This window comes from Streptococcus sp. SS4 (genome assembly GCF_030440125.1).
In the GTDB taxonomy this organism is placed as follows: Bacteria; Bacillota; Bacilli; order Lactobacillales; family Streptococcaceae; genus Streptococcus.
Genome location: NZ_JAQFJM010000001.1, coordinates 245,175 through 257,731, shown reverse-complemented (window position 1 = coordinate 257,731; position 12,557 = coordinate 245,175). Strand labels below are relative to the sequence as shown.

At 41.0% G+C, this 12,557-nt stretch carries 12 protein-coding genes and 1 pseudogene; 2 read left to right on the top strand and 11 right to left on the bottom strand.

Annotated features, from left to right (window positions below):
• Positions 1-108: 108 nt before the first annotated feature.
• The 6 genes from PCY16_RS01270 to PCY16_RS01245 all read right to left on the bottom strand — a co-directional run bounded on the left by PCY16_RS01270 (position 109) and on the right by PCY16_RS01245 (position 4,668).
• Entirely contained in the window at positions 109-1,356 is a 1,248-nt protein-coding gene (locus PCY16_RS01270; protein ID WP_195413818.1) for a DUF4767 domain-containing protein, read from the bottom strand.
• 118 nt (positions 1,357-1,474) lie between these two features.
• The gene (locus PCY16_RS01265) at positions 1,475-1,747 is read right to left on the bottom strand and encodes a hypothetical protein (protein ID WP_195413819.1); all 273 of its coding nucleotides are present in this window, start codon (positions 1,745-1,747) and stop codon (positions 1,475-1,477) included.
• 123 nt (positions 1,748-1,870) lie between these two features.
• A complete protein-coding gene (locus tag PCY16_RS01260) occupies positions 1,871-2,506 on the bottom strand; it encodes a copper homeostasis protein CutC (RefSeq protein WP_301353269.1) in 636 nt (211 codons plus the stop codon).
• Positions 2,507-2,547: 41 nt separating this feature from the next.
• A complete protein-coding gene (locus PCY16_RS01255; protein WP_229056652.1) occupies positions 2,548-2,946 on the bottom strand; it encodes a CPBP family intramembrane glutamic endopeptidase in 399 nt (132 codons plus the stop codon).
• A gap of 480 nt (positions 2,947-3,426) precedes the next feature.
• Positions 3,427-3,999 (bottom strand): HD domain-containing protein, encoded by a 573-nt coding sequence (locus PCY16_RS01250; RefSeq protein ID WP_195413821.1) that lies wholly within the window; start codon positions 3,997-3,999, stop codon positions 3,427-3,429.
• A 99-nt stretch (positions 4,000-4,098) separates the two neighbouring features.
• Positions 4,099-4,668 (bottom strand): TetR/AcrR family transcriptional regulator, encoded by a 570-nt coding sequence (locus tag PCY16_RS01245; protein ID WP_084870009.1) that lies wholly within the window; start codon positions 4,666-4,668, stop codon positions 4,099-4,101.
• A gap of 125 nt (positions 4,669-4,793) precedes the next feature.
• Between PCY16_RS01245 and PCY16_RS01240 the strand changes: the two genes are divergently transcribed.
• The gene (locus tag PCY16_RS01240; RefSeq protein ID WP_070574838.1) at positions 4,794-5,636 is read left to right on the top strand and encodes a DegV family protein; all 843 of its coding nucleotides are present in this window, start codon (positions 4,794-4,796) and stop codon (positions 5,634-5,636) included.
• A gap of 220 nt (positions 5,637-5,856) precedes the next feature.
• Complete coding sequence (locus PCY16_RS01235) at positions 5,857-7,029, top strand: MFS transporter (protein ID WP_129852076.1); 1,173 nt, start codon at positions 5,857-5,859, stop codon at positions 7,027-7,029.
• A gap of 141 nt (positions 7,030-7,170) precedes the next feature.
• Here the strand turns inward: PCY16_RS01235 and PCY16_RS01230 are convergent, their stop codons facing one another.
• The 5 genes and pseudogenes from PCY16_RS01230 to PCY16_RS01210 all read right to left on the bottom strand — a co-directional run bounded on the left by PCY16_RS01230 (position 7,171) and on the right by PCY16_RS01210 (position 12,213).
• A complete protein-coding gene (locus PCY16_RS01230; protein ID WP_155222277.1) occupies positions 7,171-7,908 on the bottom strand; it encodes a DUF4336 domain-containing protein in 738 nt (245 codons plus the stop codon).
• Positions 7,909-7,940: 32 nt separating this feature from the next.
• Positions 7,941-8,717: an alpha/beta hydrolase gene (locus PCY16_RS01225; protein ID WP_155222278.1), complete on the bottom strand. Its 777-nt coding sequence runs from the start codon at positions 8,715-8,717 to the stop codon at positions 7,941-7,943.
• Between the two features lie 214 nt (positions 8,718-8,931).
• On the bottom strand, positions 8,932-11,019 hold the full coding sequence (locus tag PCY16_RS01220) for a heavy metal translocating P-type ATPase (RefSeq protein ID WP_002890512.1): 2,088 nt from the start codon (positions 11,017-11,019) through the stop codon (positions 8,932-8,934).
• On the bottom strand, positions 11,003-11,365 hold the full coding sequence (locus PCY16_RS01215; protein ID WP_002890511.1) for a metalloregulator ArsR/SmtB family transcription factor: 363 nt from the start codon (positions 11,363-11,365) through the stop codon (positions 11,003-11,005). The genes PCY16_RS01220 and PCY16_RS01215 overlap by 17 nt, the downstream gene beginning before the upstream one ends.
• A gap of 14 nt (positions 11,366-11,379) precedes the next feature.
• A pseudogene (locus PCY16_RS01210) lies at positions 11,380-12,213 on the bottom strand (ZIP family metal transporter).
• Between the last annotated feature and the right edge of the window lie 344 nt (positions 12,214-12,557).

Here is a 12,557-nt window from a genome sequence, read left to right as displayed (position 1 = left end):
TTATATAATTTAAATAGTAAGTAAACAGATTTGGAACATAGAAAATCTTTTGTTCACTTATATTGTATTTTTAAGATGTAAAATTTTTCTTTCAAACCTCTCAAACCATCACTTGTCATTCACAATATTGGCAAAGGCTTCTTGGATGTCCTTATTATTGGTAGGGTACATGTAATACATGTTCTCAGTATTCCCCTGATTTTGCATGGAAACTAGGACCACCGGTTGACCTTTATGGATGGTGAAATGGTAGAGAATCATGGCAGAACCTGAATACCCGTAGCTGTCTACAATGATATAGTCGGCTGTCCCTGTACCATCGTCAGAAAAGGCAACGTCTACCTTTTGTTGGTTGGTCATTGGAGCATTTTGTTCAGTCTTTTCACCTACAATAATGCGGTTATTTTTAGCAAAAGACATGGCACCAAAGAAATCGTCACTTCCGTTAGGTGTTAGCCTTCTATAACTTTCTTGATTCATCTTGTGCCCAAACTCCACCATGTAACTTGCGAGCTTGGCAGCCTTGTCACTATTCCAAAGGGCTGTCGTATTGGTTGGGCTAGTCTGGCTGGACTGGCTCTTACTTTTCACTCTGTAATAAGACGTGTAAACCACCCCTGGCCCCGCAGACTCTGGAATTTGAACCAAACGATCTGTGTCCTTGACAGAATTGTCCGGAGACGGTGCTGCTTGATTGGCTGGCACAGGCACAAAAGGATTGACCCCATGCCCTGGACCATTGTCCGCAAAATAAAACATAGGCTGACCGTTGAAATCTTTAACGACAGTCTTGCCATCAGTACTTCCTGTCTCTTCAGACTTTGTGAGCCCTGACTTGGTAATGGTCACAACATGACCACCGTCAGAAACCCAGTCACCTTCGATGCTTGAAAAATCACCATTTCGAATAGCATCTACATCCATGGCAGGCGTTTTGGCTTCTGATGAGGCATTCTGACTTTGAGAACTAGAGTTTGAAGACGAGTCAGAAGCTCTGGAACTCGATTGTTTAGACTTGTCTGAGGAAGACGTTTGACCAGTCTGACTGCTTGACGAAGAGACCGCAAGGGATGACGTCTGTTGCGCTTGTGAATGATGAGAATGCCAAGCAAAAATGGCACCACCACCAAGAAGCGTCATACAAGAAACTGCAAGAACTGACGCTGCGACCTTATGAGTCACAACATACTGACTTAAGGTTTGCCAAAAGCTCTTCTTAGATGCTAACAATAAGCTCTCTACTTCTGCTCGATTGGCCAAGAGACTACCATTTTGTATCGCCTCGTCGACCTCTGTCATCTTTGGGCGACGTCCATAAATCTTTATAAAATAGGTTAACCATTCTTCTGCTTTCATCTCATCTCCTTTTTGAAGCGTAATAATTCCATTTTAGCATAAATTAGGGATTCTAGTTGACTTGTAGAAAAGAAAAAACTGCAAGCAAGTAGCCGCAGTTAGTGTATAAACTTGGTTCTTATTTCTGAGTATTGCCAAGTTTTTTAAAGTAAGTATAGCCCAGATAGAAAAAGAAAAGCGCTAAAAGAATAAAGAACCCCATGACGAGTTTGGTCCCACCTAATTGATAGGCAATGTAAACAAAAGTATTAACCTTGATCTGACCACCCGTTTTTTCCAATAGCGAAAGGCTCTGTGAGTAATAGTGACCAAGCCAAATAGCTCCTAGCCCTAATAACGGATAAATAATGACACCCAAGACAGGGTTCTTTTTTAACAAATTATCTAACATACATCCCCCAATTTTTTTAATGCTATAGTAATAGCTTACCAAAGAATGACTAGAAAAGCAAAGTGCCTCGCATTACACAAAAATCAAAAGAAACCGAGCCAAGAAGCTGGTTCCATTGTAAATCTAAAAGACGACACGTGTTCCATGAACTTGCTTAAGACCAGGTATGGCAAGAAATTGGTCACGATTAGCCACGGAGATACCACCTCCTGCTAAAATATCTAACTGACCGTCTGCTAGCTGAACCAATTCTGTATAGGCTTGCAAGCGTGAGTCTAGAGCAGTCTCAGGAGTTCCAGCACGGGTGAGAAGACGCGTCACACCGTGGTCCTTAAGCCACTGAATAGCACTAGGCTGAGCTGCTTTAGGGATTTGGTCAAAGGCCATATGCATGGTGACCTCTAAGCCTCGACCAGCATCTAGCAAGGTCTTTAGAGCTTCTGTATCGAGTTGGTTTTCTGAAGTCAGGGCACCTAGTGCAAAGCCGTCAACACCCAACTCACGCGCACACTTGATATCTTCTAGCATGATAGCTAATTCCTGCTGGCTATAGACAAAGTCGCCCCCTCGTGGACGAATCATCACAATCACCTTAGCCTGATAATCCTTGGCCAACTCAACAGCCGCCTTTATGACACCATAAGAAGGTGTCGTGCCTCCAACAGCCAGATTATCACACAACTCCACGCGTTGAGCACCGGCTTGAAAAGCTTTTTCTAAGTAAGTCACATTCTCTGCACAAAATTCATATATTGGCATACTGAACCTCCAATTAGTTGTAGTAGCAAGGGGATTGACTTTCAGTTTTTCTTTTGATAACCCCATAACACTATAGCAAATGATAGCAATTGCCATAGAAGGATTCTCACAATCTGCAAACTATCTGCTTCAGAATTTGAAACCACATGAACTAGATTCGAAGCAAGATTGTTGAAAAAATGATCTCCTAACCCAAACCATAAGGAACCTGTCATTTTGTAGAGTAAGGACCATTTAATGCTCATCATTCCCGCTAGGATGACATAACCAATTCCCATAACAATAAGATTTGTGAGGGAAGATTCTCCTTGAAGAAAATCTCTAAACGGCATTACCAAATGCCATATTCCAAATAGGAAGGCTATAAAGAATAGACTCTTGCGGTAAGAAAGCCCTTCAAGAATTTTTGTGAAAAGGCCACGAAAAACTCCTTCTTCCATCCATACGTTTATCAGGTTAAACAACACACTTGAGAGAATAAGTAAGATTCCTGCTTGAGATACTTTTTCGTTTGTTAAGGAAAAACCACTGGCCTGGCGTAAAACGATAAGTGAACATTGCCATGAAGAAACAAGAGAACAATGCACTCAACTGTATATGCAAAGACGGAACACACTAAGCCAAAGAGTAGCCCCTTCCCTATACCACTCACTATTCCGTCAGAACTGAAACCAATATCTTTCCATCTTAATTTACAAATTGAAAGGACTCCCCACAGTAGAAGAATTCCAAAAAGCTTATGTAGAAAATTCTCAGATAAGAAGGTCTCATCCGTCCTCATATAGAAGTATTCGATTAGCCTTGCTACTGAGCAGATAACAAATATCATTGAACAACTTAAAATAGGTTTCTTTATTAGTTGATTTAGCATATCTTCCTTTCAAATAAGTCTTTTATAAAAGTTAATTTCAATATTTCACTCAGTCCAATTCCTTCTCTAGTTCTTTTAGAAAGGTGATTAAAAATTGATGGCGACTTTCTGCCATTTGTTTGGCAGTCTCCGTGTTCATTTCATCTTTTAAGAGGAGCAACTTATCGTGGAAATGTTGGACGGTATCAGTAAGGGGTCTCCCTTTGTGGCCACCATAGGAAAAAGTTCGCGCAATTCCTACAGCTCCTATCGCATCCAGGCGGTCTGCATCCTGGACAATCTTGCCTTCTAACGATTCTGGATGTTTACCGCGATTTTTGCTGAAAGAAACAGCATTGATAACCCGACAAATCTGGTCGATTTGCTTTTTAGGAGCACCAATCTCTTCTAGAAACATGCGAGCATTCGCATTATTCTCTGTTTGAAACAATTTATAATCATCAGCATCGTGAAGAAGAGCTGACAAGCCCACTATCTCCAGATCACATAGACCTTCTGCTTGTGCGATTTTCATAGCATTGGTATAGACGCGAAGGGTATGCGCCACATCATGGCCATCCGCTCGATCAGCAAATAAGGTTTTAACATACTGCTTAGCAGCAAGAATTCGTTCTTCGATCATCGTTCTTGTCCTTTGTATAATCTGTGCACAGTTCTATCTATTCATTTGAACTAGTAATAGAAAGGTGCAGTTTACTTAAAAACCGCCTCTCAGCGATTACTACTTCTTCTTTTGTGGAAAAAGCGGGAGACCAAGTTTGGCAATCTTTTCAGCTGGGGTCTTCATACCATCCTTGACCCATTTGGAAATCACTGAAACAATAGCCGAGCTCCAGAAGGAATTGAAGTAGCTACCAGCACCATTTGATGAGCTACCATTTCGTTTTTCCAAAAAATCATAAACTGCCTTGGTCAATACCTGCTCAAAATTATAATCAATGGCAAGACTGATGATTTTGGCTTCTTTTTTGACTTCCTTAAGGAGATAAACCCAGACTTGGTAAAGATCCGTCTTGAGATTATAGCCGTCCAAGGACTTAGTAATCTTTGCAATGCTAGACTCAAAAATAGATTTCAAAATTTCTTCCTTAGAACCATAATTGCGATAAAAGGCAGCACGAGATACACCCGCACGTTCAACAAGTTCCGATATGGTAATCTTTTTAAAGTCTTTTTTCTCCAACAATTGCAGGAGAGAAATTTCGATGGATTCTCGTGTAATTGCTTTGTTTTCTTGGTTAAATCGTTTGAGATTTTCCAAGGATTTCTCTGAGATTTTTCTTTCTGCCATAACATTCACTTTCTATCTGTCACACCTGATGAGATCTGCTTTGATAGCAATGCACTTCATGATAAAATTGTAAAAGAAGACAAATAACTTGTCAATGTACATTATGCAGATATGAGGTGTAACCTATGAAATGGAAAATTATTGCGGATTCAGGCTGTGACTACCGTTCTTTGGATAATCTGGCACCAGATACGGAGTTTGTCAGTGTTCCTTTGACTATCCAAGTGGGCGAGACCATTTACAGGGATGATGCCCAACTCAATATTGATCAAATGATGGAGGAAATGTATGCGACTACGACTGCTTCTAAGTCTGCCTGTCCGAGTCCTGATGATTATATGAAATCCTTTGAAGGAGCGAACAATATCGTCGTCGTGACGATTACTGGAACCCTTTCTGGTAGCTACAATAGTGCTGAAATCGCTAAGAAAATTTATCTGGAAGAGCATCCTGATACTAAGATTCACGTGATTGATAGCCTGTCAGCTGGTGGCGAGGTCGACCTTATCGTTCGTAAACTCAATCACTTAGTCGCTGAAGGCCTTGATTTTGACCAAGTCGTTGATGGCATCACAGCTTATCAAGCCAAGACTAAGTTGCTCTTTGTTTTAGCCAAAGTTGATAATTTGGTGAAGAATGGTCGTCTAAGTAAACTAGTTGGCACCGTTGTTGGACTCCTCAATATCCGTATGGTCGGTGAAGCTAGTAAGACAGGTACTCTTGAATTGCTTCAAAAAGCCAGAGGTCAAAAGAAAGCCATCAAAGCTGCCTTTGATGAACTCCTCAAGGCTGGTTATGCTGGAGGCCACATTACGATTGCCCACCGCAACAATGAAAAATTTATCGAGCAATTCTCTGAATTGGTTCGTGAAAAATTTGCCCAAGCAAGCATCGAAGTCCTTCCTACTTCTGGACTCTGTAGCTTTTATGCTGAAGAAGGCGGACTCCTTATGGGGTATGAAATTTAAGACGACATTGAAAAGAGGCTGGACTACATGTTCGGTCTTTTAAAAATCAGATTATGCTATTTGATAATCAGCAGAATAGGATTATAAAACTAAAAATTCTTTCTTGACAATCCAACGTAATCGCTTTCATCACCCCCTTCATTTATGGTAAGATGGAAGTGACGCATTAGTGTCATATTCTTAAAAATTAAAATACCCTTATTAAACATGGAGACGCTTTATGAAACAGAAACATTCACATTTTCTAATCCCTGGAATCCTTCTTCTAGGGATCGTTTTGCGGGCCCCGTTCACAACCTTGTCTACGGTCTTATCAGACATTGCTTCTGGTCTAGGCGTTGAGGTCAGTTCTCTCGGTCTCTTGACAAGTCTCCCTCTCTTGACCTTTGCGATATTCTCACCTTTTGCGGCTAGCTGGGCCAAACGCTTTGGTATAGAAAGACTCTTCCTCGGTGTTTTAATTGTGATGACACTTGGTTCTGCTTTGCGTACCCTTAATCTCCCTCTTCTTTATGTGGGAACGCTGTTAGTCGGAGCTGGAATTGCCTTTATCAACGTCCTTCTCCCAAGCCTAATTCAGGCTAACGAGCCAAATCAGTTAGGATTCTTAACCACACTCTACATTACAGCCATGGGATTATCCACAGCCGTAGCTTCATCAGTTGCCGTTCCAATCACTAAGGCAACCTCATGGCAAGGTTTGGTCTGGGTATTGACCGCGGTCTGTGCCTTAGCTCTTGTAGTTTGGCTTCCTAATGTCCGTCACAATCATTACTTAGAACAAGAAACGTCTACCAGCGAAAATTCAGGCAGTTGGTATAAGAGTGGCAAGGTCTGGGCTATCATGATTTTCGGTGGATTACAATCACTCTTCTTCTATACCACTATCACTTGGCTCCCAACCATGGCTACACAAGCCGGTGTTGGTGATGCCAATGCCGGAATTCTAGCTTCCGTTTTCACACTGACGAGTATTCCATTCTCTATGATCGTTCCTAGCCTAATCACTAAACTTTCTGATCGTAACCGCCATTTGATGCTAGTGGCTACCGTCCTAGCAGGACTCATCGGAGTTTCCATGCTTCTAATCAATACAGACAGCTTTGTGTATTGGTTAGTCCTTAACCTCTTAATCGGAAGTTCTGCTAGTGTCCTATTCCCTTACATGATGGTTGCCTTTTCAATGAAGGCTAGCACGCCTGAAAAAACAGCCCAACTATCAGGTTTAGCCCAAACCGGAGGCTATATCTTTGCTGCCCTTGGTCCAGTTTTGTTCGGTTCAAGCAAACAACTCTTTAACTCTTGGACCCCTGCTGTTTTAATTCTTCTTGTCTTGACCCTAATCATGGGAATTGCCCTCTATAAAGTTGAAAAAACAGACGTTATTTTGTAAGTGAAGAACTAATATAAGAAAATGCCCCACAAGTTGTAGCTTGTGGGGTGATTTTTTGTGTAGCGAATGAATGCAACTTTTAAATACAAAGGTCGAAGTATTCGTATTTGTCTTTCGACAAGTTCCCTTAACCACAGAACCCTATTTCTCTAGCCAAAAGAACGCTTGGTTTAACATCTCTTTTGCTTGTCCAATCATACACGGTCCATGAGAAATAATAATATTCTTAGGTTCCCATTTCTTTATTTTGTGATAACTCCTCAAAGCTTGTTTTTTACCAAATAAGAAACTTATTCTTAAATCTCTTGGTGTTTTACCATTTGGATAGTGATTATCGCCTATTTTAAACAGTACCTTTTCAAAAATCGATACACTCTCAGTTTCTATGTTTTCAATAAGATCCGTTAAAATCAGAGTTGAACTTTCATTATGGAAAAAAACAACCTCTTTTACATAAAAACTTCCCTCAAATGTTGTAAAAAGAATTTCTTCGTTCCAATTGGCCTTGCTTAATTCCTGGCCATAATCTAAATTCATTCCCGATTTTCTGGCACGCTTTTGAACACCACTAGCTAGCCAGACTTTTGCTTCAGGAAATAGTTGATGCCACTCATTTATATAACTATAATGTAAGACATTGGGAGCAATAAGGTGTTTTACCTCACCCAATTGCTTAATTTCAAAAAGCAAATTGTCACTAGGCTTAATCGGTGAATGCACCCAAATATCACCATTCTGTAGACGGATAACTGTCATTCTAGTTGAAAAAGGCACTTTGAAGAATTTGAAATCCATCAGTACTTCTTCCCCATCCACAATCCATAGGTTATCTGCTATCTTTTTTAAGGAATTGAGGGGATTATATTCTTTGACTTCCATGAAACTCTGCTTTCTAAATTAATAAAGTGTAATCAATCGTTATTCTCCAAAAATGGAACAACCAACTTAATCCACTCTTGAGGTAGATAGGCTGATAAATAGCCGTGGTTATAGCCCTTTGCTTCATACAAGATAGTATCGGGGTGCAACTGTTGAAATAATCTAGCTGATTCCTTAACACATTTCAATTCTTTTTTACCATAAATATAGAGAACCTGCGCCTTACTTTTAGAAATCCTACTATTCAACTTATAATGCCCCATATAAGTTTTATAGATGGTCACTAATGTCTTGATAGGTGTCCTTGGCAGATCCTCCATATAATAATTTTTTATCTCGTCTGGGTAAGCTAATTGGGGATAGAATTTATTCATTAAGCTTAACTGAAATTTACAAGAGGATTTACTAAACATCAGTTTACCAAATAGAGACACTAGAAAGATGCTGATTTTAGCTAACCTTGGTTGAGGAATACAGAGGCTTCCGTCTATGATGGCCTTCTCAGCAATTTCACTGTCTAAAGACAAAAGCTCCATGGCAATTTGACCACCAAGTGAAACACCACCGATTGCTAACAATTTCCCACCACAGTTTGCTTTGATATAGTCTAGAATCTCCAAAGCAGAATCTTCAGTAGAAACATAATCAAGTTGATATTCCTCGCCGTGGCCATTCAAAGTGGGTAGAATAACACGGTATTCTTCTGACAAGATTCGTGCTTGACGAAGATAATTCCACCAAGAACTGCCACCACCATGTATCAGTAAGATAGAAGGCAAATTCTTATCCCCAAATTCATGGAATTTCATGTTTAGACTCCTTACTTTAGGACTTTCACTTGCTAAATCCTTGTTTAATCAGCTCGTAGAAGCAAAGCTACACACTCCACGTGTCCTGCTTCATGTAATTGAACACTAGTTTCCTTGAACTCTTTGGTATATTTTTGGCTCATTTGGACATCTCCTTTGGTTAGATACTATTCTACCAAAACGTGTCCATAAAATCATACTAACATCAGTTCACTTACTTTGACAAAGTGGAGGTATCTATCCTCAAGACCCTCAATGCATTCCATACTGCTAGTAGCGTTACACCAACATCTGCAAAGATGGCCTCCCACATATTAGAAATTCCCAATCCACTTAGAACCAAGAAAATTAGTTTAACTACAATAGCCAAGGTCATGTTTTGTTGGGCTATTCTGACTGTCTTTTTTGCCAGTCGAATGACTTGAGGAAGTTTTCCAAGGTCATCATCCATCAGTACAACATCTGCTGATTCAATGGCTGCGTCCGAACCTAGCCCTCCCATAGCAATACCAACATCTGCCCTAGCAAGAACCGGTGCATCATTCACCCCATCTCCAACAAAGGCAACAGCCTGCTGAGACTGAGTCAGAATTTCCTCAAATGTACTCACCTTATCCTGAGGCAAGCAATCTCCAAATGCATCATTAAAGGCAAATTGCTGTGCAAATTCATCAACCACTGCCTGACGATCGCCTGAAAGGAGAACCGTCTTTTTAATTCCGACTGCCTGTAAATCCTTCAAGGCCTCGATGCTCGTCTCCTTCACTTGGTCTGTGATAAGGAAATAGCCTAGAAAATGACTGTCCTCTGCCAAATAGAGAACTGTTCCTGTGCTGTCAATAGCTGGATAAGCAATCCCTTGAACTTCCATTAATCTAGCATTCCCAAGATAGAGCTGTCTGCCATCTACCCTACCGGACATGCCCTGCCCTGGTAGCTCGGTAATCTGACTCACCCTATTCTCGTCCACTTCCTGTCCATAGGCTGTTCGAATAGAGTTTGCGATTGGATGATTGGAATAGCTTTCCAGATGGGCAGCGAGGTACAGAATATCATCCTCGACACCTTCTGCGTTGACAACGGTATCCACCGCAAAGATACCTTTTGTAATTGTCCCCGTCTTATCAAATACGACCGTATCCAACTTGGCAAGAGCCTCTAAATAATTCCCACCTTTCACTAAGACACCTAATTTAGATGCTCCCCCTAGCCCGCCAAAGAAACTCATTGGTACCGAAACCGCAAGAGCACAAGGGCAAGAAATGACTAAAAAGGTAAGTGCCCGATAAAGCCAAGTCGACCACTCCCCTAAACCAAGCAAGGGAGGCAGGCTTGCAAGCAGAAAAGCGATTCCGACAACCACTGGTGTATACACACGCGAAAAACGTGTGATCATCCGTTCCGTCTCCGCTTTTTTATTGCTTGCATTTTCAACTAATTCCAAAATTTTGTTGACCGTTGATTGCGAAAAAGTCTTGCTCACTTCAATTACCAATGGACTAGTCAAATTGATCACACCACTTGTAATGTCCTCACCAACGCCAATTTCCCTAGGCAGTGATTCTCCTGTCAAGGCTGACGTATCCAGAATAGAACGACCTTCTCTGACCAGACCATCTAGGGGCACCTTCTCCCCAGGCTTAACTAAAATATGGTCCGCAACCCTTACTGTTTCAGGGTCTACTTGAACGGTTTCTCCCCCCTCTAGTCTCCAAGCCTTATCCGACCGAATATCCATCAATCGTGCAATGGACTGACGAGATTGAGAGGTGGCCTTATCTTGGAAATACTCCCCAATCTGATAAAAAAGCATGACGGCTACTGCCTCTGGAAATTCTCCCAAGAGAAAGGCTCCTAAGGTCGCGATACTCATCAAAAAGTTTTCATCAAAAAGATTACCACGTTGAATATTTTGAACCATCTTGATAAGAACCTTATGGCCGATAATGATATATAGGGTCAGATAATAGACCAGACGAATCCAGAAATACTCCTCTGGCAGGAAAAAGCCGAAGGCAAATAGAATCATAACAGCAAGTAGCAGCTCTTTCGCCCAATCTCGTTTTTCTGGAAGTGCCTCTTCCTTTTTCTCACTGATAACTTCGATTCCAGGTTCAATAGCATCCACCAAGTCAATAATTTCCTTATCTATCCCATCTTCGCTTTTTGTTTCCAAAATCAGCTTTTGAGCTATCAGATTGACAGTGGCAGATTCTACCTGCTCCAATTGATTGACAGCACGTTCAATCTTAGCAGCACAATTGCCACAGTCAATTCCTCGAAGTTCATACTCTTTCTTCATGTTTTTCCTCTTTCAAATGTTTCAGTGTCAAAGACAAGACTGCTGCGACATGATCGTCCGCAAGTTCATAATAGGTCATCCTTCCTTTTTTCTCCCCCTTGACCAATTGGCAGTCCCGCAGATAGCGTAGTTGGTGAGAAATAGCAGACTTGGTCATCTGTAACGCAATCGCTAAGTCTCCGACACAAATTGGATTTTGCCGTACTGCTTGTAAAATCCGCAAACGAGTTGGGTCAGAAATCGCCTTAAAAAAATTGGACATATTTAGCAATGTAACGGTATCAAACTCCGTCTCATGGACCCCTTGAATTAAATCTGGATTACAAGCTGTTAAACACTGTGACATATTTTCTATTCCTCCTATACTAAAGTTGTATCAAGTAACATCATGATTAGAAATCCGGCCATAACCCCACCTGTCGCAATATCGGTATTCTTGTGCTCTTGAGCACCTGGCACAAGTTCTTCCACTGCAACATAAATCATGGCTCCCGCCGCAAATAAGAGAGCATAAGGTAGTAGCTGGGTCATAGACATAACAGCATAGGCCCCTAAAACAGCTGCAATCGACTCAACAATCGCTGACATGGCGCCATAGTAGAAAGCTGATTTCCTACTTCGCCCTTCTACCCGTAGTGGCAAGGACAAGGCAGAGCCTTCTCGAATATTTTGGATGCCAATTCCCAAGGCCAATCCAAGGGCACTCATTCACGTAAAGGAAAGTCTAGTTGCGAGATTTGCCACACTAGCAAATGCCACACCAACTGCTAAGCCCTCTGGTATATTATGAAACACTACCGCCAGATAAAGCAGCATGGTCTTTGATAAGGGTCTTTTGGGATTCAAAATCCCTTCCTTATCACTCATCTGATGATTCAAATGTAGGTCGGGAACCAAATAATTAATAAAGCGGATAAATAAGCCCCCGACAATAGAACCAACAGCCGTCGTCAACCAGTAAAATCTGTTCGTAGCTATTGACTGGCTATAGTCCAAAGAAGGGACAAGCAAAGGCCAGACTGCCACTGCCGTCATAATGCCCGCTGCCAAGCCCATCATCATATCCATGAATTTTTGATGAATGGTTTTGACAAAAAAGACCAAACTAGCACCGATAAGGGTACAAAACCAGTTGAATAAGCCAGCTAATAAAGCTTGCATTACTGGTGATAGAGAAGAAAAATTACATCTCATACCTCAATAATCGATGATTCAGTTGAACAACCACTCAACTATTATCATTATAGTTGAACACTTGCTCAATTGTCAAGGAAGAAAGTAAAAAAGCTATGAGAAATCCACATAACTTTGTAAATTATTGAAGCAATCTCGTATTCTTAGAGAATATCACAATGCCATAAAAAGCCCAAAGGACTATTTGGAATTATCATATCATATAACGCTTTGACACAATTTAACGATTACTATATTGAGAAACAAACTTTACTCCTCAAGAAAGTTAGATGTTCCCAATGCTATCCGTAAGAGTACTTAAAACCTTGAAACATACTGATTTCAAGGTTTTTATAACGTGTTGA